Origin of the sequence: Mucilaginibacter gossypiicola, from assembly GCF_900110105.1 — a bacterium.
Lineage (GTDB): Bacteria > Bacteroidota > Bacteroidia > Sphingobacteriales > Sphingobacteriaceae > Mucilaginibacter > Mucilaginibacter gossypiicola.
Genome location: NZ_FOCL01000013.1, coordinates 29,385 through 53,034, shown reverse-complemented (window position 1 = coordinate 53,034; position 23,650 = coordinate 29,385). Strand labels below are relative to the sequence as shown.

The following is a 23,650-nucleotide window of genomic DNA, read 5'->3' as shown; positions in this document are numbered from 1 at the left end:
GTAGAGATATTATGTAGTACAATAATATCCAATTTTATTGTAATTACCTCTATAACGCTCAATATATAGGCTTGTGCCGGGTTTATACTACCGTTAAATGAATAAGGATATTTGCCCGTAAATATGGTGAGGATTAAATCCCGGCTACGGTATCCTCCAATTCACGATACCAATCTGCCCCGTACTTGCGGATAAGCGGGTCTTTCAAAAATTCATGAACATGTACTTTCAGCTCATCGCCAAATGAACATGCGGGGCTGCAAATATTCCAACGATCGTAGTTTAAAACATCAAACTCAGGGTATGAAGTAATGCGGATCGGGTACAAATGACATGAGATAGGCTTTTTCCAGGTAATAGCACCTTCTTCATACGCCTTTTCGATACCGCATTTGGTAATACCATTTTCCCATATTACGTAGGCACATTCTTTATTGGTATCAACGCATGGCGTAGTGTAGTCGCCTTCAAAATCGGTTACGTAAACGCCATCTTTCTCAATGGTTTTGATGCCTTTTGCCGTAAGATAAGGTTTTACCTTTGGGTAAATCTCTTTAAGGATATCAAGTTCGTCGGCATTAAGCGGGGCCCCCGAATCACCTTCAAGACAGCATGCGCCTTTGCATTTATTTAAATTACATACAAAATTTTCTTTTACTACATCCTCATGCAGTAATACATTGCCAACCTCAATCATTATCTTTTAAATCAATCTTTAATAGGGTTCAAAGGATATTTAAGCCCGGTTGCCGATTTGAGTTCCATAGATACACTACCTATAATCACCTCAACATGGGCTTTAACCGGAATCCTGTTTTTATCATTGGTAACCCAAAGGTACAACTTGCTGTTTTTCCGAAAAATACGTCCCGGAATAATTGCCGGGCTAAATTTAAGACAATTAAATTTACCAAGCGAACATTCAACCGTTTCAGTACCTACATAGGTTATCTGCATACTGTGAAAACCATCTTCCAGGAAGTATTGCAAATCAAATGTATCGCCCTCGTGCAGCTTTGAAACGTCAATGGCCCGGGCAAAATAATAAGCCGATACAAAATCAAAGGATTCGCCTTTGTAGTTAAACGTGCCTTTATTGGCTGTTACCTTTTTATCTTTCTGATCAAAGGTAACATTGTCTGTATGCCTGTACTTGCCTTCACGCCTATTTTCGGTATAGAAATAAGGCATCAGCGTTGCTTGGTCCACGTATGATTCATACCGGTTACGAACCTTATAAAACAGGTCAAAAGAGCCTGCGGTTTTTCCTTCGGCAACCAGGTGAAACGTAGGGCGGCCATCATATTTTTTATCGCTGGCTTCTACTTTGATCGTAGCTTCAGCAGCGGTAAAAAAGCCGTATTTCATCTTGTAATCCAATTGTTCGCCCGCCTTAAAAATCGATTCGTTGATTTTTTTAAGCTCCTGGGCAAATGCGCCGGTACAACAGGCTATAAAAAGCAGTACAGTAAAAAAGTATTTGTTAATCAGCAGTTTTTTCATTTATTAAGAGCCTCTATTGCGAAGCTTGTGATATGACAACTGCTATTATAAATGGTTTAAACTTATTTTTATTGCGTACCGCCACTTAAATACTTAATCCTTACGCTTATAGATAGGCACTGTTGAGCATGGCTCGCCAAACATAAGGCTTTTAACCACAGCCGTCAGCCTTTTGGTAATTTCAACATAAGCAGATACAGGCACTTCGGTATCGCCGCAGCCTTTTAGTACAATGCGCTGCCCGCGGTACTGCTCAAAATCGGCTTTAGCTATTTCCTTTTCAAAAAGTACGGTTTCAAGCACTTCTTTATCCCCAAATACAATTTCGCGGGCGTAAGGGGCCATGCGGTTGGCTAACAGCATATATGCCCATGCAGGTACAATAGCATCGGCAGTGCAGGTTATACCTACGTTCTTGCCCTCGTATTGTGCCCAGTCATGTTCTTTTATAAACTCCCTGAAATCCTTCTCTTTTAAAATAAGGCCGTGGAAAAGATTATCTTTTATATCATATATAACGCGCTCCCCTGCCGGATAAAAATCCGCCGGGTCTAAGGTAACCAAACCACTCTGAGCTACCTTATTTACTATGTTTTCCTGGATATCCATATCAGTTATATCTATTAAAGCTAAAAGCGGAATGCACAAAGCCTAAAGCTGCTTAGCCTGATGATCAGTATTGTATAATTACTTTATATAAACAAGCAGTACATAAAACAAAAAATCCGGAAACGGCTTAAGGCCATTCCCGGATGTAAATTTACTTTAAATTTTGTTTAGAAAAATTTAGCTCTGTTATCTTTTACAATTGCATTATCTTTTAATGCATCCAGCACCTGGCCTTGTGAGCGTTGTAAAAGCACCTGGTTAATTTGTTCTTTTTGTTTAATAGCGTTAGCAAGTGCCGGCGGGTTAGTGAAACCGTTAACAATATATACATAAACACCTTGTGCACCATCAACAGGTTTTGAAATTTTGTTGATAGCCGAACCAAAGATCGAACCGATAACTTTATACTCTGCCGATTGGCCAGGGATGATAGGGTTGGCAAACACAATGTTTTCAACCGGTACTACCTTGCTGCCTACTTTTTGAGCAACCTGGTCAATTGAAGCACCTCCGCTAAGGGCCGAATCAAATTTCTCTTTCAGCTGTTTAGCTTTAACCTCATTACGCACCATTGGCTCAATTTGTTTTTTAACAGCTTCAAGCGTTAAAGTACCTTTTGGTTTAATTTCGGTAAGGCGGGTAATTATATATTGATCACCTACAGTAAATACTTTATCGGTGATATCGCCTTTTGCAGCTTTATAAGCCCATCTAACTACGTCACGTGCGTTGTCTAAACCTGGCAAGCCAGAAGCTATTGCAGTAACATCTTCAGCAGTACGTGGCTTTAAACCTTCTTTTTTAGCTTCTGCATCAAAGTTATCTGAAGTTAATGAAGCTAAGAATGCCTGTGCTTTGCTATAAGCTACAGTTTGAGTTTTGCTGCTTGCTGTTAAAGGTTTATCAACTACACCAACTTTAACCAGTTTAACAGAACCTTTTTGCTCTTCAACCTGGATAACATGGTAACCAAACTGTGATTTCACTACAATGATATCGCCTTTATTTGCTTTATAAGCAGCATTGTAATATTCAGGAACTAAATTGCCCTGACCGCCGCCCATTGAACCATTGGCATCAAATGAAGGAATTTCACCACCTTTTACAGCGCTGCCTTTATCAGCAGAGAATGTTGTTGCAAGTTCGGCAAATGATTTACCGCCCTGAATTAGTTTCTTAATTGAATCGGCTTTTGCTTTTGCTTTGTCGTCACCACCTGCTGATGCAAGGTCGATCAGGATATGCCTTGTTTTAACCGAATCAAAAGTAGTTTTGGTATCAACCAGCTTAGCCACTTTGTAGCTTCCGTTTTCAAGGTATGGGCCATAAACAAATCCTTTAGCCGCGTTAAACATGGTAGTATCCAGTTTTGGGTCAAGGCTGCCTTTACGCTGATAAGCTAAAGGAGTTTTTGTTTCGGCATTGATCTGTACAAAAAGAGAATCATTAGGAGTGGTTTTGAAATCACCCGCTAATTTTTCGGCCTGTTGTTTAACAGCTGCTGAATCTTCTTTTGAAGGCGCAGCGTTAAAGCTCACGTATTCAAAATCCCTTAACTCCTGCGGAGTTTTAAATGAAGATTTGTGCGCATCATAGTATGCACTGTAGTCAGCATCGGTTAAAGTAACTTTAGCATCAGGGATTGAGGCATAATCAAGCGATACATATTTAAAATTAGCCAGCTTGTTTTTTGCTTCGTAATCATCTGTAGCTTCAAGCGAGTTTACATAAAGGCCGTTGGTAACCAAAGTCATGTATTTGGTAGCTTTTTTAGCTTCGATCAGGTCGATCACAAAATCGCTCCATGCTTTTTTCTGAGCAGGGTCTGCCTTACCTGATTGCAGGTAGGCTTTGAACTGGTTGAACCTGCTACGATCAAACTGACCGGTTTGCTGATCGGCAAACTGACGGGCTATCTGCGGGTCGGGATTGTTATCGCCGATCATTACATTCATTTCATCGTCACCAACGGTAAGGCCAAGTTTTTCAATCTCTTTGCCTATCAGCAACTGGCTTAAATACTGGTTCCAGGTAGTTTCCTGCAGGTAGCTGGCTATCTGCGGAGAAATACTTTGTCCCTGTTGTTTAAACTGCGCAGAGTTTTGCTCCAGCTTTTCGTTGAATTTGTCATAGGGCACTTTTTCGCCGTTAACAACGGCAAGCTCGTTACTATCGTCCCTGAAAAAGGAACCGCCCGATCTTACAACTTCGCTCACAATAAATGCAAGCAGCGCGAAACCAATAAAGAATGCGAGAATCTTCCCCATCCTTTCGCGCAAAAAACCCATTATACCCATATTACATTTATAATTATTCTATTCTTTTTTTAAGAGCGCGCAAGATACAATTTTTACTAAAATTCTATAACACAAATTTTTCGTTAAAAAAAGTCATTATTGTGTCGCTTTTTCATCAACGTGAAACAGCCCGGTGCTGCTTTTAAAGGTAGGGTTTAAAAGCTTATCGTCGCTTTCAAAGGTATTGCCGTTCATAACATTACCACCGCTAAGCGTGGCCTGAACGGGTTTATTGGAATAAACACGCTTGGTAACCTGGTCCCAAAATAATTCGTTTGATTTAAAGGTCTCCCCTTTAGCGTTGGTTGCAACCACGTTGCCATGAAATTCAATCAGTTTTTCTTGCTCACGCTGAATGCCGGTATCTGCAACTATATCGCCCGAAAGCTGTCCAGTTCCCCGGTCGTAGTAATCGATCTTTACGCCTTTAGGCATAATTTTATAAGGCTTTTTTTTGACCTGGTATTCGATCATCAGTGGCGCGGTAAGATGGATCTCTACTTTAGCCGAGTCGCTCATAATGAGGTCAAGCCCGGTAGTACGCTGAGCTACGGTATCCACTTCGTTTGCCGAAAGTTCCCTAACCTTTTTCAGGTCATTTTCGCACGAAGACAGGAAAGCCGCCATTGGCAACAGTAACAGGCACAAAGCCGGTATGTTAACTGCAAGGCGGCTCATAACAACTAATTAATCAAATTTATACTTGGTAAACCACTTATCATTAAGTGTGAAGCCAAGGTGGATATTAACGTAGTTTTCTTTAACTAAACCGTTAACCAATGATCCACGCTGACCAACTTCTGCAGCGATATTGATTTTGTAATAACTGCCATTGTTTGAGCGTAAAGGCAGGCCTACACCTACAGTACCGGCATACCTTTTTATTGTGGTACCGTTAATGTGCATATAGGTTTGATCATATATAGCGCCTATGCGGTAATCAACAGTTGCCAGGTAGTTTCTGATAGTTGCGATGTTGGGGGTATATGAACCACCGATATTAAATGTCTTGCTATCCTGTAAGCCCTGGTTTACACCGGCAATTGATAAGTCGGACCATTTGCCCATAGAGTAATCGGCACCCACCAAAAATTTACCGTCGCTTTGGAAAGAGATACCAAACCTGTTGATCTGTGGCAATTTCAATTTTGATTTAGGGCCGGTTGTACTAACCACGCTATCGGCAGCTATATCCTGGTTGCCGTTTGCATCATTAAAATACTGGCTAACAATAAAGCTGCTTTGCGTATGCAGTTTTGTTCCTGCCGATGCCGAATAGCCTAAAACGAGGTGCTTTGTTTCCGAAAAATCAAATGAGTACTGCACGCCGTAATCATAGTTTATACCGCCTATTGCATTGCTCGATTGAATTTTTGAGTTGATTGCACCTGCCAGGTCGGGAATTTCGGTAGTGGCGATATCTTTGATATTACCAAATATGTACGATACGTTGGCACCTAACAATAAGTGTTTGCCTAAGCCAAAACCATAACCCAAATATGCTTTTGATAAACTACCATCGCCGCTATAGCTGTAATTGGTTACGTTGGTATCGGCTGGAGAACCCGAAGTTCCTAATTTACTTACGGATTTTTTATAGTTGTAACCACGCTCGCTGTATGGCAATAAACCAAAGCTCAGGGCCGAACGTTTTGAAGTAGGGATAGCAAACGCGATGTGGTTAAGCCTGAAATTGCTGTTTTTTTGACTTGAAGCACCGGTTTGCGAAAGCGTTAAAAAATTGGCGTATAGACCAACATCAATAGTTGTAAGGTTAATTGCACCGTATGACGCCGGGTTTACAACGTTGATGTTATTAAAAAAACCTATTTTATTGGTAGCTACGCTAATGCCGCCCATACCTATATTTTGCCCCATTAATTGAGGATCAATATCGCCGATACCGTAACGAGAATATGGAGAGCTTGAGGTTGCCGTTGATTGCGCATGTGCTGAAAAAGCGGCAACAGCCAGTAAAAGTGTTATAAAAAACCGGGTATATTTAATCATTATGCTTTTGTATAGCTGCGTTTAAACCTTTTAAAACCAAATATGGTTCAATTTTTATGTAGCGGGCAAAGATGCTATTTTTCAATAGAGTATCAAAAAAAAAGCTGTCGCCCCCGCTTAGTATAATATTCAGTTGTTCGCCCATGGTTTTATAGCTTTCAATAAAACCGGTAAGCTCATATTTCACTCCGTTTTGTACTCCCGAACGGATGGCGGTTGTTGTATTGTTTCCGTATGATGCATTAAAATCAGCATCGGCTTCAATAAGCGGCAAACCTGCCGTATAATTATTTAAAGCCTTATAACGCATATTTAAGCCCGGCGATATACTGCCGCCAAAATAATTTCCTCCGGCGTTAACGCCATCATAAGTAATGGCCGTACCGCCTGTTATTACCAGGCTGTTTTGGCCCGGGAACATGTTATATGCACCAATAACAGCTGCCAGCCTGTCGGGGCCAAGAGTTTCGGGGGTTAAATAATGGTTATTTATCCCGCTGGTCATTAGCGTATTAAAATAAACCAGCGAAATTTTCTCCCCTAATTTGGCCTGCCATGCTTCTGTATTTTTTTTTACCGAAGACAAAATTGCCTTAACCGGATTGTATTTGTTAAGCAAGGCATCCAATACCGGCATATCAATGGTTTCATACTGGTTAACCTCAAGCAGTTCATCCAGATCAAAAACTGCAATTTTGATGAGGGTATTACCAATATCGATAACCAAACTGGTCATCAGGCCCTAACTATTGATAATATTGATTCAAAAATAGCTAAACCATCCTCGTTGGCTAACAAGCCATCGGCGGCACGCTCAGGGTGTGGCATTAAGCCAAATACATTCCTGGTTAAGTTTGTAACACCTGCTATGTTTTCCAATGATCCGTTAGGGTTTGCATCGGCGGTGATATTACCGGCCTCATCACAATACCTGAACATTACCTGGTCATTATCATTAAGGGCTTTGATTACCTCGGCATCAGCAAAATAGTTGCCTTCGCCGTGCGCAATCGGGATCCTTAATGCCTGTTGCGGATCAAGCTGCGCAGTAAGTAACGAATTTGATGTTTGCGGCTTTAAGTAAATGTTGCGGCAAATAAATTTGCGGTTGGTGTTGTGCAATAAAGCTCCGGGCAATAAACCGGCCTCGGTAAGGATCTGGAAACCATTGCAAATACCCATTACATACCCCCCCTTTGCAGCAAACTGGATAACCTCCTGCATAATTGGCGAAAAACGGGAAATGGCGCCAGAGCGCAGGTAATCACCAAATGAAAAACCACCGGGTAAAACAACAAAGTCAACACCTTGCAAGTCATGATCTTTATGCCATAACCTTACCACCTGCTGACTCAGTACTTTTTCTAATACGCATATGATATCCTCATCACAATTAGAACCAGGAAAAATAACTACTCCAAACTTCATCAGAATTATTTTTTTATTGGGGCTGAATCTAAATAGTTTATTATTATAGTTTCAGGGTACAAAACTAACATAACCGCCGAAATAAGGACGAATGTAAAAGTTAAAATTTGTTAAACTGAAAGTAGATGATGCTGATAAATAACAGCAAATACAATACTTCATAAAACCAGCGCTTTGTTGCATACAAAAAATAATAGGCAAAAAACACCGTTGCCGGCACTGCACAAAGCAAAAAATGGCTCAGGCGAAACTCCGAATTAAGATAAAATGAAAGTGCCGTGATCAGAAAAATAAAAAACAGCAACTGAAATGTTTTACGGATCTGCACGTAACTTTTAAAGAAGTTTTGCTGCAGCTTAAAAAAACAAAGCACCAATATCAAGATAACAGGGGCAAGCAAAAGGTAATTGTATGAATTTATGCTGATATGATCCGGAAACTTTTTGCCCAAAGGAAGCCAGATGTGGGTAAACCGCGGCAGCATATCATTCATAAAATAAATTACCGCAAGGAAGAAGAATACAGTTACGTAGCCCAGTATAGAAATAACCCACTCCCGCCAGTTAAATGGCCTGTATACGATAAGCGCTACCCATATAGCTAAAAACAAATAAATAAACGGGAAATAAATCAGTGAACCCACTGCTACTATCATACCCACATCATAAGTGGCCGATTTAACATCCTCGCCTTTATAAAGGTTGAATAATTTATAAAGCATCCATATGAGTAAAAAGTTACAGATAAGCGGAGCGCTTAACGTTAAAAAAGGCGTGAACAAACCGGCAAGTGTGATATACATCAGCGCGGGTAAAAAGGTTGGTTTGCCTAATAAATTATGATGATTAATCAACGAATTAAGCAGCAGGGCCTGGGCAAATACAAGTCCACCGGCAATGATCACGTTCAACAGCGGCGAAAAAGCGTATTCATATTTTACGGGCACCAGCAGCCGGGCAAATGGCTCAACAAAAATAAACTCAACCTTTTCGGGAATTTGCACCATGTAGCCTATGCGGAGCACGAGCAACAAAATAGCCAGCCATACAATATTGAAAGGGTTATAGTTCCGGAAAAGATTGATCATAATGTGCGGGCCGTATTTGCGGTTGCAAAATTAACAGAAAAACCGCTTACGTTGCAATGCTTTAAGCTCTTGCATATTGCTTTACCAAATTATCTACTATAGCTGCTGTTTCGTCGGGGAAATCTACCACGATTTTTTTACTGTCATTTACCCAGCTATTTAAGTGCCCGGTAAATTTATCGTTTATCTCGCTCACTACCGGCACTCCCAATTTAGAGGCCGAAAGCGCATTACACTGCTGTTCGTATTGCCCTTTCATCGGGATCATCATTACCTTTTTCTTTAAAAACAAGGCTTCAGCAGGGCCTTCAAAGCCGCCGCCGGTGAGCAGGCCGGTACAGCTTGCCAAACTTTTATTAAAGGCCTCATTGTTTACCGGGAAAATTTCCACATTGCCTGATTGGTAAGCCTGCTTTTGCCGTTTTGAAAATACCTGCCACTTAACGTCTTTTTGGGCACCCAAATACTTCAGCAAGGTTTTATCATCATATGCCGGCAAATAAACGGTATAATGCCCAAGGTCGGAAGTTTCCATCTGCCTGATTTCGCTGCGGATCACCGGGGTGTTGATAAATGTATCGTAACGTTCAAAATGAAAGCCTACATGATAGGTAGTTGGCGAATAATTTTTTAAAAGCCACTGTGCAAAGGGATCTTTTTTTTCGGGGCGCGGTGTGTTTGGAGATACAAATGAACACTGATGACTCAGTGACACCGATGGTACCCCCCGCAGTTTACAAGCCCAGGCGCTTACAGGTTCAAAATCGTTTATGATAAGGTCATATTGTTTTAACGGCAGGCTCCGCAAATCGCGCTGAAACTGACGCAGGTTCATGATTTTCCAGGTAGCCCAGTTATCTACCCCACCATTGGTACCAAACACAAAACTTACGCCATGGAAGCGATATTTCAGGGGCTGTGATAATGATACCTCGGCTTCGGTACCACTTACCAGCAAATCAACCTCGCCGTATTGCTGCAGTAAGGGCACAATCTCTCTCGCCCGGCTTATATGCCCATTACCTGTTCCCTGTATACCAAACAGTATCTTCATTAAAATAAATTCTTTTCAAAAGGATGATGATTGTGCGATGCAGGTACAACGGATACGCTGATTTACCGGCAACTATATTCAGGGGCTTAATTTAGTAAAGAAAAGTGTTTTTGGTAATAATTAATCGTGTTCGTGCTTAAAACGTTCCAATAAATTCTTAACATCAAGCATGGCGTTCAAATCTTCAGCGTCGGTTTTGTCGTCTTCATCCGCATCTGTGTTGAAATCATCGGGTTTGTATTTAAATACCTCCCATTTCCCGTTGTGATACTCCAGTGAACTTAAACTTTCCACCCAATCGCCCGAGTTAAGGTAAAGTACCGAGCCTGTGTTTTGCGTTGACGCAATTTCCCTGATTTCGGCATGGTGAATGTGACCACAAATTACGTAGCCGTACTGTTTATCCACAGCCAGGTCGGCTGCAGTTTGCTCAAATTGATTGATAAATTTTACCGCCTCCTTAAAACTGGCTTTCACTTTTTGCGAAAAGCTCATTTTTTGCCTGCCAATAGCAGTGAGGAACCAGTTTACAAAACTATTGATCAAAATAAGTGTATCGTAGCCAACGGCGCCCAGTTTGGCCAGCCATTTGGAGTGCTGCATGGTAACGTCAAACACATCCCCATGAAAGATCCAGGCTTTTTTTCCGTCGATATTCAGCACCAGCTTATCAAGCAGCTGAAAAGTGCCCATATTAAAATCGGTAAACTTGCGCAGCATCTCGTCATGGTTGCCGGTTAAATAATAAACCGGGATGCCATCGGTAACAAACTTAAGGATGCGGCGCACTACCTTCATGTGTGCCTCGGGCCAGTACGATTTACTAAACTGCCAAATATCAATTATATCGCCGTTAAGGATAAGGATTTTGGGCTTGATGCTTTTTAAATATTTAAGCAATTCTTTTGCGTGACAGCCGTAAGTACCAAGGTGCACATCAGATATTACTACAATATCAACTTCGCGTTTTGCCATTAAATTAAGGGGCTATTTTACAGGCCGGCAGGTATGCCGGAAAACAACAATTTTTATTAATACAGCAACGATTACTCGTCGTCTTCATCTTCGTTAACTGTCAATTCATATGGACTTGCATAGAAGCAGCCAACTAATATCAGCAACCCTATAACTACCAGATAAGCATACTCAAAATTCATTACAAAGATTTTTACAAATGTCTGAAATCTAACATTATCCTACTGTTAAGACTACATTAAATGTAAAAGGTTACTTTGCCAAACGAAATTTATTTTTGATCCTATCGAGTTGTTTTAAATGATGCTGTAAATGGATACGGATAAACTTAAACCATTGTTTAGCATTCAGCATCCCCAAACGCGGGTGTTTGTATTTATTTGCCGGTAAAGAAGCAGCAATGAGGGGCATAGTAGTTTCAACCCGTTTACGGCATTTAATGATCAGGTTTTTGGCATCCTCCTTACTGATCTTGTTAGCAGGCATTTTATCGCTAACCGTGTTGGGCACTGTTGTATTAACCGGCGGAAACTTACCCAGCAACAACAGGATCCGCCCTTCCCAGTTAATGCCTTTTTTGGTTGGCTCGCAATTGCCGTGGGTACAACGTTCAAGCGCTATTGATGAACCAAGTGTAGCCTGCATAATGTGGCTGTACACCTCGGCAAACGACCAGCCTCCCCCATCGGGAGTAACGTCAAACAATTCATCCGGAATTATATCCAGTTGTTTGCGGTATTCATCAAGGGCGGCATCAATGGCTTTACGTTCGCTGGCGATACTCATAAAAGTAAAGTTAACTCTTTTAAATGAGCAATCTGCACTGTCACATCATCAGGCTTTTCGGCGTTGAATGGGTTAAAATAAATGGCATCCATTCCAAAATTAAGCGCCCCACGGATGTCGGCCTCAATGCTGTCCCCTATCATTACACTTTCGTCTTTCGATGCGCCGGCCAGGTCAAGCGCATGCTGAAATATGGCTTTATCAGGCTTGTTAACGCCTACATCTTCGGAAATGATAATATTTTGAAAATATTTGGCCAGGTCGGTTCCGGCTATTTTTATGCGGGTTGAATCTTTGAAACCGTTTGAGATCAGGTGCAACGTGTATTTCGATTGCAGGTACTGCAACGTTTCATGCGCATGCGGAAACAGATTGGTTTTGGTGGGACAAAGCTTTACATAAGCATCCTCAAAATCAACCGGCATTAAATCCGGATGCAGGCCAAGATCAGTAAAAGTTGATTTAAAGCGGGCTTCGCGCAATTCATCTTTCGTGATCTCGCCAATATGGTATTGCGCCCAAAGGCGGTGATTGTTGCGGGTATAAGTTTCGATAAACAATTCGGCAGATTGCAGGCCTATTTCACCAAGCTGATGGATAGCATATAATTCGTGCAGGGCCTCCTCGGCATTTTTATCAAAATCCCAGATGGTATGGTCGAGATCAAAGAAGATGTGTTTGTAGTTCATTTTATTTTGGGCGCGAATTAATTACCTTTAGTCTTTGTGCAAATTTATAACATTGAAAAATATAAACTACAAACGCTTGCTTTCAGCATTTCTAACACTCGTATTTATTACGTTTTTATCTTTTTTCATAACATTTGCAGATGAAGAAACGGGTTTCAGCAATGGCTTCTTCGCTGAAAAAATAGTTCCTGTATTTAAATATTTATTCATTGCAATTGCCTTTCCATGCGAAATTATTTCTCATTTCTCCTCAAGCCTGGGAATCTGGCAATATAATATCGGAATAGTATTAGGCTGTTTGCTATATAGCGTCCTGATTGAAGGAGTCTGTGAAATATATTTAGGATTAAAACGTGTTGAAGACAGAAAAAGTCTTTAAACCCCTACACTTTCTCGCCAAAAGCCAAATCCCCTGCGTCTCCTAAGCCTGGTACGATGTAAGCTTTGCTGGTCATTTCGTCATCTACGGCACAAACCCAAATTTTGGCTTTGGGTAGATTCGCTTTTACGTGGGCCACCCCTTCGGTACTGGCAATTACCGCGGCAATATGCAGCTCTTTTATTTTGTATTGCGCCATCAGCTCTTTACAAACAGATACAATACTTTGTCCTGTTGCCAGCATGGTATCGCACAAAATAAAAATCTTATCATCAAGGTTAGGCGTAGCGATATGATCAACCTGGATTAAAAAGCTGCCGTTACGTTTTACCTTGCGGTAAGCGGTAATAAAGGCAGACGATGACCGATCGAAAAATTGCATAAAACCGTTGTGAAAAGGCAAACCTGCGCGTAAAATAACTCCCAGCACCGGTTCGTCGGCGGGCACATTAACGCTGGCAGTGCCCAGCGGTGTTTGAATTTCTTTGGTTTCGTACTGTAATGATTTGCTCAGCTCATAAGCCAGTATAGCGCCCAATCTTTCCTGGTTACGCCTAAAACGTTCCTTATCCTGCTGGATAACGGCATCCCGCAATTCGGCCAGAAACTGGTTGGCAATAGTATCGGTTTTATTGAGGACGAAAATCATGCTTAAATTTAAGCGTTTTTTGGCAATAGCATCATTATTTGTTTATTAAATGTCATATCGTCCGGCTAAAATAAAATCAAGTCTTGAATATATGTAGTTAACTACGTAGATTTGTACATAAATATTAAAGTATGAATACTACACCTGTTATCCGTTCGCTTAACAACAGCCACTGCAAGCAAATCATTGACATTATTTTACCAATTCAACAAATAGAGTTTAATGTACCTGTTACCCTTGAAGGCCAGCCCGACCTGCTTGATATTGAAACCAATTATCACCAAACAGGTGGTAATTTTTGGGGAGCAATGTATAACGAGCAGCTTATTGGCACCATATCCCTTATCGCAATAGGAAACAACGCGGGCGCATTGCGCAAAATGTTTGTACTTAAAGAATACCGGGGTAAGGAACTAGGCATTGCGCAGCTACTGCTTGACAACCTTATAGCTTACTGCAAACAAAACAACATCACAGCAATTTATTTAGGCACGGTTGATATGCTGAAGGCAGCCCATCGTTTTTACGAAAAAAATGGGTTTACACGGATTGCCAAGCATGATCTGCCAAAATCGTTTCCGCTTATGGGGGCTGATAATATGTTTTATGAGTTACATTTGAACAATTAACAGCAGTATAATGAATGTTATTGACGAATCGGGAATTTTAGCTATTTCAACAAGGCTGCAGCGCCTGGCCGAGCAGTTGCGCAAAGAGGGCGTGCTCATATACAAAGCCAACAATATTGAATTTGAACCCAAGTGGTTTCCGGTTATATATACTTTACATTTTAAGCCTGTTTTAAGCGTGGTGGAAATCGCCGCCGAAATTGGCTATACACATCCTTCAACCATAAGTCTGTTAAAAGAGTTGGAAAAACATAAATTGATCCGTTCAAAAAAAGACAAAGCAGATGAAAGGAAGCGGCTTATTATGCTAACAACAAAAGGGCAGGAACTCATTGTGCGCATGAAACCCGTTTGGGAAATTATGAAAGCAGCAGCCGCAGAAATTGCCGATACCCAAAACAACCTGATGAAGGCCATTACCGAAGCTGAAGAAAAATTAAAACAGCAAAGTTTTTTGGATAGGGCATTGCGTTTACAGGCGGAGATGTGAGTTATTGTAACTAAAAACATGTCATTGCGGGCGATAGCGTGGCAATCTCGTAGCTATGCATGTCCGCCCTGTATTGGCGGCCCGGTTTCCGTGCGATTGCCACGCTATCGCTTACAGCAATGACATAGTTTTAGCTTGTGGTCGGTGTTATCACCGCACCACTTTACGAGCCGTTGTTGATGTTGTCACTAACAATTTTATTTATTGTTATTCTTCAATTGGTAATACGCCAAGCAAATCATGTGGTACGGTGATAACACCGACCACAGGCTTCTGTATAAAATCTGAAGACGTAATTTACTCCCCACATCACAACAATGTTGACATACGGTTGTCATTACCATGTACTTATTTTGATTTGCAAACCCTGTTCATCGATTATTTGTATTTTTACATAACAACATGGATTTTCAATTAACATCTCAATATAAACCCACCGGCGATCAGCCCGAAGCTATACGGCAGCTGGTGGAAGGTATCAACAATGGCGACCCGTATCAAACCCTTTTAGGGGTTACCGGGTCTGGCAAAACGTTTACTGTTGCCAATATTATAGCGCAAACGCAAAAGCCAACACTCATACTGAGCCATAACAAAACATTGGCAGCTCAGCTTTATGGCGAGTTTAAGCAGTTCTTTCCCGAAAACGCGGTGAACTACTTTGTGTCTTACTACGATTATTACCAGCCGGAGGCATTCATCCCTACTACAAATACATACATTGAAAAGGATTTGCAGATAAACGAGGAGATAGAAAAACTTCGTTTGCGCACTACCTCGGCTTTAATGTCGGGCAGGCGTGATGTTATCGTGGTATCATCCATATCCTGCATTTATGGTATGGGTAACCCGGACGACTTTGCCGATTCGGTTTTTAAGTTTGCTGTAGGTACACGTATCAGCAGGAATGCTTTTTTACATCGCCTGGTGGAGATTCTATACGCCCGCACCACCGCCGATTTTAAACGCGGAACATTCAGGGTGAAGGGTGATACCGTTGATATTTTCCCGGCTTACCTGGATTATGCTTACCGTATCTCCTTTTTTGGCGATGATATTGAAGAGCTAAGTGCCTTCGACATCGGCACAGGCAAAACCATCGAAAAAATGACACACATGGTGGTTTATCCTGCCAACCTCTATGTTGCCCCACGCGAGCGCTTCCTGCAATCTATCTGGGCAATACAGGAAGAGCTGGAAATGCGCAAAAAGCAATTTATTGATGACGGCCGTTTCCTGGAAGCCAAACGCCTGGAAGAAAGGGTTAATTACGACCTGGAAATGATCCGTGAATTGGGCTATTGCTCGGGCATCGAAAACTACTCCCGCTTTTTTGACGGACGTAAGCCGGGTGCAAGGCCATTCTGTTTGCTTGACTATTTCCCGGAAGATTACCTGATGGTGATTGACGAAAGCCACGTAACCGTTCCGCAGATCAGGGCCATGTATGGTGGTGACAGGTCGCGCAAGATCTCGCTGGTTGATTATGGCTTCCGCTTGCCGGCAGCATTGGATAACCGTCCGCTTAATTTCCAGGAATTTGAGAATTTAGCACCGCAAACTGTTTACGTAAGCGCTACCCCCGGCGATTTCGAACTGGAAAAATCAGGTGGTGTAGTGGTTGAACAGGTGATTCGCCCTACCGGGCTGCTTGATCCTGTTATTGACGTTCGGCCGGTGATAAACCAGGTGGATGACCTGCTTGATGAAGTAGATAAAACTATAAAAAAGGGCGACCGCGTACTTGTAACCACCCTTACCAAACGCATGGCCGAAGAACTGGCTAAATACATGGATAGACTCGGCATTAAATGCCGTTACATTCACTCGGAGGTAAAAACTCTGCAGCGTGTGGAAATTTTACGGGGCCTGCGTCTTGGCGAATTTGATGTACTGATAGGCATCAACTTATTGCGCGAAGGACTGGATTTGCCCGAAGTATCATTAGTGGCCATTTTAGATGCTGATAAAGAAGGTTTCCTGAGATCGGAGCGCTCTCTGATCCAAACCATCGGTCGCGCTGCCCGTAACGACCGTGGCCGGGTGATCATGTATGCCGATACCATAACGGATTCGATGCAGATAACGATGGATGAAACCAATCGACGTCGCGAAATTCAGATTGCATACAATACGCAGCATGGTATTACGCCATTAACGGTTGGCAAATCGCGCGAGGAAATTATGGAACAAACATCGGTGGTTGACTTTAAGGGCGGCGTACAACAAGCCTATGTGGAAACTGATGTTGTTACCTTGGCCGCCGATCCTATTGTTCAGTACATGACCAAGGCCGATCTAAAAAAATCAATCGACAATACCAAAAAAGATATGCTCGCTGCAGCCAAAAACCTGGATTTCCTGCTGGCGGCCAAGCTGCGCGACGAAATGTTTGCTTTGGAAAAAATGATGGAGGAGAAGTTTTAGATTTTTTGACGTGCGGATTTCAGATCTGCAGATGGCAGATTAAGGAATTAATATCTGTTCATTTGCATATTTGCACATCTAAAATCTGCACATCTCAGCCTCAAATCATAATAAAACAATTTTATCGTTATATAGCTTATATTTGTAAGCTCAAAATTAACAGTATGATTCTTATTCGTTTCCTGATCATATCTATCTGTATATTATACATTATCCGCAGTCTGGCGCGTTACCTGCTGCCATTCCTTTTTGAAAGTGTTGTAAACAAAGCACAACAGCAATACCAGCAACAACAACGTAACTATAATGAAGGCCCAAAACCTGATGGAAAAATCAGGATAGACCATATTCCGCAGCCCAAAAAGGGCAGCGTGCCCGACAGTGAAGGTGAATTTGTTGATTACGAAGAAGTAAAATAAACCTAATCAATAAATCATGGACACCAACCCGGTATTTAGAAGACGTCAAAATCATAACAATACGCCCGAGTCTATTACGCTTATCATCACTAACGTAATAGTATTTATTGTCGCTACTCAAATTTTTGCCAATTGCACTAAGATCAGTACCTTTTACTGGGTTGTTATGGGAGCATTGGGCGTTTATAACTTTTTTAATATCCGCAAATTCCGCGAAGATTATGGCAGGGTACAGGTTATTGCTTATGTAATATCTATTATTGTTCTGATAGCCATGTTTTTTCTGCTGCGCAGCCGTGCGCAAACCTGTTAAGTTATTCCTTAACAAAACTTATAATTCCTATTCTCATTGTAATTTCTATTTTTGAGGAATATAATATCCATTTCAAAAAATTTAAATGAATAACTGGTTTAAGCGTAACGGCATTCATTTTGCCATAGCTGCAATTTTCTTAGTGATCTGCTTTATATTTTTAACCCCGGCTTTCCAGGGAAAAACATTAGGTGGAAATGACGTTACAAGGGCGCAATCAACCCAAAAAGAAATCAATGAATATAAGGCCAAAGACACCACCATATTATGGACCAACCAGATTTATGGCGGTATGCCAACCTATCAGGTGTGGGCACCCTATAAAGCTAACCTAACATCATGGATTGTAACCGGTATAAACTATACTTTCCCTACCCCGGTTGGTACAGTACTTTTATTTTTGTTAGGGACATATTTTTTATTTATAGTATTAAAGGTTAACCCATGGCTTGCAGCAGCAGGTGCAGTAGCGTTTGCCTTTTCATCATACAATATCATACTGCTAACTGCCGGGCACGCCAATCAGGCTTTTGCAATTGCTTTTTTTGGGCCGATACTTGCCGGTATTATCCTTACCCTTCGCGGCAAACATTTGCTTGGTTTTTCTGTAACTGCTTTATTCCTTGCATTGGAGATCAGGGCAAATCACGTACAGATGACTTATTATCTGATGCTGGCCTTATTGATCATGGTTGGTATTGAACTTTACCATGCCATCAAAAACAAGACATTAAATGACTTTTTAAAATCGTTAGGTTATATTGCAGCGGCTGTTGTATTGAGCGTAGCAGTGAATGCTTCTATCCTTTGGAGCACTGCCGATTATGGCAACGAAACTATCCGCGGCAAATCAAATCTTACGCAGCATACAACCGAGCCAAGCAATGGCTTACCTAAAGATTATGCCTACGAGTGGAGCCAGGGTGTTGGCGAATGTATCACATTCCTGATTCCTAATGCATACGGTGGTGGCGAACAAGGCTCTACCGATCCTGATTCGCACGTAATAAAAGCATTAAACGCAACTGGTGCCGATCCTAACCAGGTTACCGGTATCTCTGCTAATTACCTGCCGCTTTACTGGGGCAATAAACCATTTACTGCCGGTCCGTTTTATTTTGGCGCTGTAATTTGCCTTTTATTTGTATGGGGTTTAATGATTGTTAAAAACCGTATTAAATGGTGGTTACTGGGTGCAGTTGTTTTAACCATGCTGCTTTCTTTCGGCAGAAACTGGCCTTTTGTTTCAGATTTATTCTTCAACTATTTCCCACTTTACAATAAGTTCCGCGCGGTTGAATCAATATTAGCGGTAGCAGGTTTCTGCTTCCCAATCCTTGCTGTATTGGCAGTTAATGAGGCCATTGTAAATGAAGATAAGGCTAACCTGTTCAAAAAATTAAAGATTGCATTTTATATTACGGGTGGTATTGTGCTAATTGTCGCGGCAGTACCTTCCCTGCTTTTATCGTTCAGCGTAAGCGAGCAGCAGGCAGGCGTTATTGCACAAATAGGCCAGGCTTTGAAAACCGATAGTTCGGCCATTACCCGTGCCTTAATTGCCGACAGGGAATCAATAGCGCAGGCCGATGCCATCCGCTCGCTTATATTCATAGCCATAGCGTTTGGTATTGCATGGGCATTCCTTAAAAAGAAGATCAACCCAACCGTTGCATCGCTTGCTTTCCTGGCGCTGATCCTTGTTGACCTTTGGGGAATCGACAAGCGTTATTTAAACCATGACAGCTTTGCACCAAAACAAGACAATGAAACACCGCAGCCACGCGAGGTTGACCAGTTTATCATGAAGGATAAAGATCCTGATTTCAGAGTATTTGACGTTACCCAATCGATCAAGGGCGATGGGCTTACACCATTCTTCTACAAATCATTAGGCGGTTACTCTGCAGCCAGGCTAAAACGTTGGGAAGAACTGGTTGACAACCAACTGAGCAAAAGCATTAACCAGGACGTATTGGATATGATGAACGTTAAGTACATCATTAACGCCGATCCAAAAACACAAAACGTAGGCATGCAGGTAAACCAAACCGCCTGCGGTCATGCCTGGTTTGTTAAAAGCATTAAATATGCTGACAATGCCGACCAGGAAATGGTAGCCATCAGCAGCTTTACACCAAAAGATGAAGCTATTGTTGATAAACAGTACAAAAGCGTTATTGATGAAAAAACTTTGGGAGCAGGTGCCGGCGAGGGCAAAATTGAGTTAACCAGTTACTCTCCCGATCATATGATTTATAAAAGCGGTTCAACTGCTTCGCAAATCGCAGTATTCTCTGAAGTATACTATAACAAAGGCTGGAAAATGTATATCGACGGTGTTGAAAAACCTTATTTCCGTGCTGATTACCTTTTGCGTGCTGCACAAATTCCTGTTGGCAATCATACAATTGAATTTAAATTTGAGCCGGCTTCTTATTACACAGGAGAAAAAATATCATTAGCAGGTTCAATCCTGTTGGTACTTGCTTTAGGCGGTGCTGCTTATACCGAAAATAAAAAGAAAGCTCCGGCTGCAAAACCGGCTGACAAGAAAAAGGCTTAATAAGCTTTATCTTTAAAAGAAAAGCGATGGGCAAATACTCATCGCTTTTTTTATGGGATATTAATTGATGAATGTGTTTGCCAGGTAAGTAATAATCATACTGCCGATGCTGAAAAGATTGTACCTTAGATGTGAAATAAACCTATCACAAAAAAATGATACTATTAATACAGCAAAACAAATTTGATGAGCTCAAATACGCCTTGCAAAATTCGGATAGCGGATTAAAAATACACCATGTCCTTTTGCGGGTTTTAAATGGCAACCATTTGGAAGAAGTCGATTATGGCTTTGAGGCAAATATGTACCAGGAAGAGTTTCTGGAAGGCTTTAATTTGTATGAAGCATTAAACAAATCAGCAATTTCAAAAGTCCAGCTTCAGGAGTATAAAATTGCATTGACATTCCTGGTATTTAAAATGGGAGGATTTATAAAACTTTTGGCTGATACAACCATGCAAAAAGGAGTATATCTTTCCCAGGCAAAAGATGTATATGAAGTTGATACATCGTTAAGAAGCAAATTGCAAGCATTTATTGATCTGTTAAAAGAAACAGATGATGTACAGGCAATTGCAAACGTATCTGCCGCAAAAGCGCAAATCAGTTTATCTATAGGCGATCTGCTTAAAAAGCATGAGATTGGGCAAGATATGTTACAATTTGCCGGTGGATATGAAAATGCAGGATTAAAAGATCAGGCAGCCCGTATTTACCAAAATATATTATCAGATTTTGAATGCGAATCTGTACAATTATCAAGTAATTTGATCCCTGAGATTACTCACGTTGATACACGTACCGATGAAGAAATAGAAGTTTTTGAAACGGCTAAAAAACACTTTGAGACAATTACCGGCATCAGGATGCCCGAAATAAAGAGGGTTAGACCAGAGGCTGATGCTAATGCTCAAAAATTAGTTGAGAAGATGGACGATCACGAAATACAATTAAAAGAACAAGACGAAGAAAGTCATCCCGTTAATTTCTGGGGACGATTTAAAAGATTTTTCAACTGATCATGTGAAGAATCAAACTTTAGCGCAAATCTTGAGCAGAGAGTTGTGCGGTTGCTGACTTGTACTTTCCTATACACAGGCATAAGTGGACTCTGCACAACCAATCATACAACACTTGCGCCAGAAAAGCCAATCATACAGCGCTTACGCCAGAAATGGGTATTAAAGCATGTCATTGCGAGCGATAGCGTGGCAATCTCGTAGCCAATGCATATTCGACTTGGATAGCTACGAGATTGCTTCGTCGTACCTCCTCGCAATGACATCTTTTTTACATAATATCCACAGCCTCAATCATTAGTCCTTCTATTCCTTAACCAATACCAGCCTAAATTAAAGGCGATAACAAAATGGTTAAAAACAGTGGGGATTAAGCCATAATTTCGCTTCATGATATCAAAGCGCTCCATCAAACTCTGTCGGTGCTTTTTCTTCGACATACCCCCTACCAGGTATTTGGCCACGTAGCGGTTAACGTTGATGATCTTTTTAGCCTTCTTTGCAGCACGGATTATCCAGTCGATATCTGAACTCAATTGATACCGGCGGTCGTAAGGTTCTGCCAGTGAACGTCTGATATAAATAGCCTGGTGACTGATGCTCATGCCATATTTAAAACCACGCCAGGTAAATTTCTCCGGCGCTTTGTGCCTGCGCTGCCCTAAACTATTGCCATCATCGTCAATCATTTCGGTTTCGCCATAATAAATATCAGCGTCATCTGCCGAAGCAAAAACCGCTGCTACTGTTTTACCATCATAAAACTCATCGCCCGAATTCATGAAGATCACGTAATCGCCTGTCGCCAGGGTAAGGCCTTTATTCATGGCATCGTAAATGCCCTCGTCTTTCTCGCTGATGAATTTTGTTACCTGGCTTTTATACTTGTCAATTACCTGTAAGGTTCCATCATTAGATAACCCATCGACAATAATATATTCAATATTGGTATATGTCTGATTAACTACCGAACGAATAGTGCGCTCAATATCCCTTACATTATTATACACAATGGTAACAACGCTTAACCGGGGATTAAACATTATTCCCTCCCTTGTTTAGTAATTGTTGATAAACTGCGATATGTTTTTTGGCGATTACTTCTTCCGAGAATCTATCCATTATGATTTGCCGTGCCTGCCTATTCAACTTGTCCTTTTCAGGATGTTTAATGATCCATTCCATTCCATCAGTAAAACTTTCAGATGAACGATAGGTAGCTAAGTAGCCGCTGTATTGATGCTGCACCATGTCGGGGATACCGCCGGTAGTAAACGCTATGACCGGAGTACCACAGCTCAGGCTTTCCATTACGGTGTAAGGCAAATTATCCTCCAGCGAGGGGATTAAAAAGGCATCGGCCGCGGCATAGTGAAGGGCCAGTTTTTCATCGTTATTGATGGTTCCTAAAAAACTGGTTTTAAAAGGGAAGTCGGGTAGATTTTCTGTGCCGCGGTTCCCAAACACAACCAACTCAACCTGATCTGTCTCTGCACCTAAACGCTGCTTAAGCAATTCCATACTCTCCAGCAGATATTGTGTCCCCTTATGCAGATCCTTACGCGATGGCATAAATCCGCTTAAAAAAATGAATTTATCTGTTGGCAACCCGGCTTTTGCTTTTGCTTCCCTTTTATCTATCGGCTTAAAAACATCGGTTTCCAGTGTGTTGGGAATATTGTCTATCGGCTCGTCCCCCATCAAACTGCTTTTCCTTACAGAAGCCTGCATCCACAAGCTTGGCGCTATAATGTTAAAGCCCAGCTGCTGGTAAGCTTCATTTTTTTGCTGCCATATGCGGTGCGAAATATCATTATCTCCGGCATTAATCAGCAGCGGACAATTACCGCATTGCTGTTGGTAATGATCGCAGATATAGCGCACATGGCATCCACCGGTAAAGGCATTGCTGTCATGAAAAGTCCATACTACAGGCTTACCCAGCTTTCTAATTTCGGCTATATGTTTAGGATCTAAAAAGCCATGATTGATCCAGTGCAGGTGAATGACATCTGCATTTTTAACATCGGGATGTTTAATTACCGAACGGCCAAACCAGGTAAAGGAAAAGGGGGTGCGGCTGTCGGGCTTTAAAAAACGTTTTGCCAATATCCGCTCCAGGATAATAGTAGCAGCGGCGTATGATTTCTGAATGATACTACGGTTAAAAGTCTTGATATCAGGATTATTTCCAAATTTATAATGTACTATAATTTTAGAATCGATATTTTGGCTTAGTAATGCCCGGTTAAGGCGCATGCAGGCCCTGCCCGCCCCGCCATTGCCGTCATACGTATTGAGGTGCACCACTTTTAACATGG

At 41.5% G+C, this 23,650-nt stretch carries 24 protein-coding genes; 8 read left to right on the top strand and 16 right to left on the bottom strand.

The annotated features are described in order from the left end of the window. Positions 1-133: 133 nt before the first annotated feature. The 13 genes from BMX50_RS28655 to BMX50_RS28595 form a co-directional block, all read right to left on the bottom strand. Positions 134-697, bottom strand: a complete 564-nt coding sequence (locus BMX50_RS28655) for a DUF3109 family protein (protein WP_091218986.1) — start codon at positions 695-697, stop codon at positions 134-136. Between the two features lie 11 nt (positions 698-708). Further along, the gene (locus BMX50_RS28650) at positions 709-1,503 is read right to left on the bottom strand and encodes a DUF3108 domain-containing protein (protein WP_091218980.1); all 795 of its coding nucleotides are present in this window, start codon (positions 1,501-1,503) and stop codon (positions 709-711) included. Positions 1,504-1,596: 93 nt separating this feature from the next. Next, on the bottom strand, positions 1,597-2,112 hold the full coding sequence (locus BMX50_RS28645) for a DUF2480 family protein (RefSeq protein WP_091218975.1): 516 nt from the start codon (positions 2,110-2,112) through the stop codon (positions 1,597-1,599). Positions 2,113-2,279: 167 nt separating this feature from the next. After that, positions 2,280-4,400 carry a peptidylprolyl isomerase gene (locus tag BMX50_RS28640; protein ID WP_262494051.1) on the bottom strand — a complete coding sequence of 707 codons (2,121 nt, stop codon included), beginning with the start codon at positions 4,398-4,400 and terminating at the stop codon, positions 2,280-2,282. A 105-nt stretch (positions 4,401-4,505) separates the two neighbouring features. After that, a complete protein-coding gene (gene lptC / locus BMX50_RS28635) occupies positions 4,506-5,087 on the bottom strand; it encodes an LPS export ABC transporter periplasmic protein LptC (RefSeq protein WP_091218967.1) in 582 nt (193 codons plus the stop codon). 9 nt (positions 5,088-5,096) lie between these two features. Beyond that, entirely contained in the window at positions 5,097-6,419 is a 1,323-nt protein-coding gene (locus tag BMX50_RS28630) for a BamG family beta-barrel-assembly machinery protein (RefSeq protein WP_091218961.1), read from the bottom strand. Next, complete coding sequence (locus BMX50_RS28625) at positions 6,412-7,155, bottom strand: type III pantothenate kinase (protein ID WP_091218958.1); 744 nt, start codon at positions 7,153-7,155, stop codon at positions 6,412-6,414. Before BMX50_RS28625 ends, BMX50_RS28630 begins: the two co-directional genes overlap by 8 nt. Beyond that, complete coding sequence (gene purQ, locus BMX50_RS28620) at positions 7,155-7,847, bottom strand: phosphoribosylformylglycinamidine synthase subunit PurQ (RefSeq protein ID WP_091218955.1); 693 nt, start codon at positions 7,845-7,847, stop codon at positions 7,155-7,157. Before purQ ends, BMX50_RS28625 begins: the two co-directional genes overlap by 1 nt. Positions 7,848-7,947: 100 nt before the next feature. Further along, on the bottom strand, positions 7,948-8,934 hold the full coding sequence (locus BMX50_RS28615; protein WP_091218951.1) for a DUF6427 family protein: 987 nt from the start codon (positions 8,932-8,934) through the stop codon (positions 7,948-7,950). Between the two features lie 61 nt (positions 8,935-8,995). Continuing rightward, complete coding sequence (locus tag BMX50_RS28610; protein WP_091218947.1) at positions 8,996-9,988, bottom strand: glycosyltransferase family protein; 993 nt, start codon at positions 9,986-9,988, stop codon at positions 8,996-8,998. 120 nt (positions 9,989-10,108) lie between these two features. After that, positions 10,109-10,963 carry a UDP-2,3-diacylglucosamine diphosphatase gene (locus BMX50_RS28605; RefSeq protein WP_091218945.1) on the bottom strand — a complete coding sequence of 285 codons (855 nt, stop codon included), beginning with the start codon at positions 10,961-10,963 and terminating at the stop codon, positions 10,109-10,111. A 252-nt stretch (positions 10,964-11,215) separates the two neighbouring features. Further along, complete coding sequence (locus tag BMX50_RS28600; RefSeq protein ID WP_091218942.1) at positions 11,216-11,749, bottom strand: DinB family protein; 534 nt, start codon at positions 11,747-11,749, stop codon at positions 11,216-11,218. Then, the gene (locus BMX50_RS28595; protein ID WP_091218939.1) at positions 11,746-12,438 is read right to left on the bottom strand and encodes a YjjG family noncanonical pyrimidine nucleotidase; all 693 of its coding nucleotides are present in this window, start codon (positions 12,436-12,438) and stop codon (positions 11,746-11,748) included. Before BMX50_RS28595 ends, BMX50_RS28600 begins: the two co-directional genes overlap by 4 nt. Before the next feature lie 52 nt (positions 12,439-12,490). On the opposite strand from BMX50_RS28595, the gene BMX50_RS28590 reads away from it, so the two are divergent. Beyond that, entirely contained in the window at positions 12,491-12,817 is a 327-nt protein-coding gene (locus BMX50_RS28590; protein ID WP_091218936.1) for a hypothetical protein, read from the top strand. A 4-nt stretch (positions 12,818-12,821) separates the two neighbouring features. On the opposite strand, the gene upp is transcribed toward BMX50_RS28590, so the two are convergent. Then, positions 12,822-13,466 carry a uracil phosphoribosyltransferase gene (gene upp, locus BMX50_RS28585; protein WP_091218933.1) on the bottom strand — a complete coding sequence of 215 codons (645 nt, stop codon included), beginning with the start codon at positions 13,464-13,466 and terminating at the stop codon, positions 12,822-12,824. A 131-nt stretch (positions 13,467-13,597) separates the two neighbouring features. Between upp and BMX50_RS28580 the strand changes: the two genes are divergently transcribed. From BMX50_RS28580 to BMX50_RS28550, 7 genes are all read left to right on the top strand, one after another. After that, positions 13,598-14,095 carry a GNAT family N-acetyltransferase gene (locus BMX50_RS28580; protein ID WP_091218929.1) on the top strand — a complete coding sequence of 166 codons (498 nt, stop codon included), beginning with the start codon at positions 13,598-13,600 and terminating at the stop codon, positions 14,093-14,095. 10 nt (positions 14,096-14,105) lie between these two features. Continuing rightward, positions 14,106-14,585 (top strand): MarR family winged helix-turn-helix transcriptional regulator, encoded by a 480-nt coding sequence (locus BMX50_RS28575; RefSeq protein ID WP_091218926.1) that lies wholly within the window; start codon positions 14,106-14,108, stop codon positions 14,583-14,585. Between the two features lie 402 nt (positions 14,586-14,987). Then, positions 14,988-17,012, top strand: coding sequence for an excinuclease ABC subunit UvrB (gene uvrB, locus BMX50_RS28570; RefSeq protein WP_091218922.1), 2,025 nt, complete (start codon positions 14,988-14,990; stop codon positions 17,010-17,012). A gap of 164 nt (positions 17,013-17,176) precedes the next feature. Then, positions 17,177-17,431: a DUF4834 family protein gene (locus tag BMX50_RS28565; protein ID WP_091174527.1), complete on the top strand. Its 255-nt coding sequence runs from the start codon at positions 17,177-17,179 to the stop codon at positions 17,429-17,431. Positions 17,432-17,447: 16 nt separating this feature from the next. Then, the gene (locus BMX50_RS28560; protein ID WP_091218919.1) at positions 17,448-17,744 is read left to right on the top strand and encodes a hypothetical protein; all 297 of its coding nucleotides are present in this window, start codon (positions 17,448-17,450) and stop codon (positions 17,742-17,744) included. Between the two features lie 85 nt (positions 17,745-17,829). Continuing rightward, on the top strand, positions 17,830-20,310 hold the full coding sequence (locus tag BMX50_RS28555) for a glycosyltransferase family protein (RefSeq protein WP_091218914.1): 2,481 nt from the start codon (positions 17,830-17,832) through the stop codon (positions 20,308-20,310). A 155-nt stretch (positions 20,311-20,465) separates the two neighbouring features. Next, the gene (locus tag BMX50_RS28550) at positions 20,466-21,329 is read left to right on the top strand and encodes a hypothetical protein (RefSeq protein ID WP_091218910.1); all 864 of its coding nucleotides are present in this window, start codon (positions 20,466-20,468) and stop codon (positions 21,327-21,329) included. A 290-nt stretch (positions 21,330-21,619) separates the two neighbouring features. On the opposite strand, the gene BMX50_RS28545 is transcribed toward BMX50_RS28550, so the two are convergent. Both BMX50_RS28545 and BMX50_RS28540 read right to left on the bottom strand, forming a co-directional pair. Then, on the bottom strand, positions 21,620-22,372 hold the full coding sequence (locus tag BMX50_RS28545; protein WP_091218905.1) for a glycosyltransferase family 2 protein: 753 nt from the start codon (positions 22,370-22,372) through the stop codon (positions 21,620-21,622). Continuing rightward, complete coding sequence (locus tag BMX50_RS28540; protein WP_091218900.1) at positions 22,365-23,648, bottom strand: glycosyltransferase family 4 protein; 1,284 nt, start codon at positions 23,646-23,648, stop codon at positions 22,365-22,367. Before BMX50_RS28540 ends, BMX50_RS28545 begins: the two co-directional genes overlap by 8 nt. Positions 23,649-23,650 lie beyond the last annotated feature (2 nt).

Bases quoted from the DNA above. Each gene is read 5' to 3' on its own strand.
- BMX50_RS28650 (WP_091218980.1), bottom strand. From the start codon at position 1,503: ATGAAAAAACTGCTGATTAACAAATACTTTTTTACTGTACTGCTTTTT.
- lptC (WP_091218967.1), bottom strand. From the start codon at position 5,087: ATGAGCCGCCTTGCAGTTAACATACCGGCTTTGTGCCTGTTACTGTTG.
- BMX50_RS28625 (WP_091218958.1), bottom strand. From the start codon at position 7,155: ATGACCAGTTTGGTTATCGATATTGGTAATACCCTCATCAAAATTGCA.
- BMX50_RS28595 (WP_091218939.1), bottom strand. From the start codon at position 12,438: ATGAACTACAAACACATCTTCTTTGATCTCGACCATACCATCTGGGAT.
- BMX50_RS28615 (WP_091218951.1), bottom strand. From the start codon at position 8,934: ATGATCAATCTTTTCCGGAACTATAACCCTTTCAATATTGTATGGCTG.
- BMX50_RS28540 (WP_091218900.1), bottom strand. From the start codon at position 23,648: ATGTTAAAAGTGGTGCACCTCAATACGTATGACGGCAATGGCGGGGCG.
- BMX50_RS28565 (WP_091174527.1), top strand. From the start codon at position 17,177: ATGATTCTTATTCGTTTCCTGATCATATCTATCTGTATATTATACATT.
- BMX50_RS28600 (WP_091218942.1), bottom strand. From the start codon at position 11,749: ATGAGTATCGCCAGCGAACGTAAAGCCATTGATGCCGCCCTTGATGAA.
- BMX50_RS28545 (WP_091218905.1), bottom strand. From the start codon at position 22,372: ATGTTTAATCCCCGGTTAAGCGTTGTTACCATTGTGTATAATAATGTA.
- BMX50_RS28560 (WP_091218919.1), top strand. From the start codon at position 17,448: ATGGACACCAACCCGGTATTTAGAAGACGTCAAAATCATAACAATACG.
- upp (WP_091218933.1), bottom strand. From the start codon at position 13,466: ATGATTTTCGTCCTCAATAAAACCGATACTATTGCCAACCAGTTTCTG.
- BMX50_RS28575 (WP_091218926.1), top strand. From the start codon at position 14,106: ATGAATGTTATTGACGAATCGGGAATTTTAGCTATTTCAACAAGGCTG.
- BMX50_RS28550 (WP_091218910.1), top strand. From the start codon at position 20,466: ATGATACTATTAATACAGCAAAACAAATTTGATGAGCTCAAATACGCC.
- BMX50_RS28610 (WP_091218947.1), bottom strand. From the start codon at position 9,988: ATGAAGATACTGTTTGGTATACAGGGAACAGGTAATGGGCATATAAGC.
- BMX50_RS28605 (WP_091218945.1), bottom strand. From the start codon at position 10,963: ATGGCAAAACGCGAAGTTGATATTGTAGTAATATCTGATGTGCACCTT.
- BMX50_RS28630 (WP_091218961.1), bottom strand. From the start codon at position 6,419: ATGATTAAATATACCCGGTTTTTTATAACACTTTTACTGGCTGTTGCC.
- BMX50_RS28555 (WP_091218914.1), top strand. From the start codon at position 17,830: ATGAATAACTGGTTTAAGCGTAACGGCATTCATTTTGCCATAGCTGCA.
- purQ (WP_091218955.1), bottom strand. From the start codon at position 7,847: ATGAAGTTTGGAGTAGTTATTTTTCCTGGTTCTAATTGTGATGAGGAT.
- uvrB (WP_091218922.1), top strand. From the start codon at position 14,988: ATGGATTTTCAATTAACATCTCAATATAAACCCACCGGCGATCAGCCC.
- BMX50_RS28655 (WP_091218986.1), bottom strand. From the start codon at position 697: ATGATTGAGGTTGGCAATGTATTACTGCATGAGGATGTAGTAAAAGAA.
- BMX50_RS28645 (WP_091218975.1), bottom strand. From the start codon at position 2,112: ATGGATATCCAGGAAAACATAGTAAATAAGGTAGCTCAGAGTGGTTTG.
- BMX50_RS28640 (WP_262494051.1), bottom strand. From the start codon at position 4,400: ATGGGTTTTTTGCGCGAAAGGATGGGGAAGATTCTCGCATTCTTTATT.
- BMX50_RS28580 (WP_091218929.1), top strand. From the start codon at position 13,598: ATGAATACTACACCTGTTATCCGTTCGCTTAACAACAGCCACTGCAAG.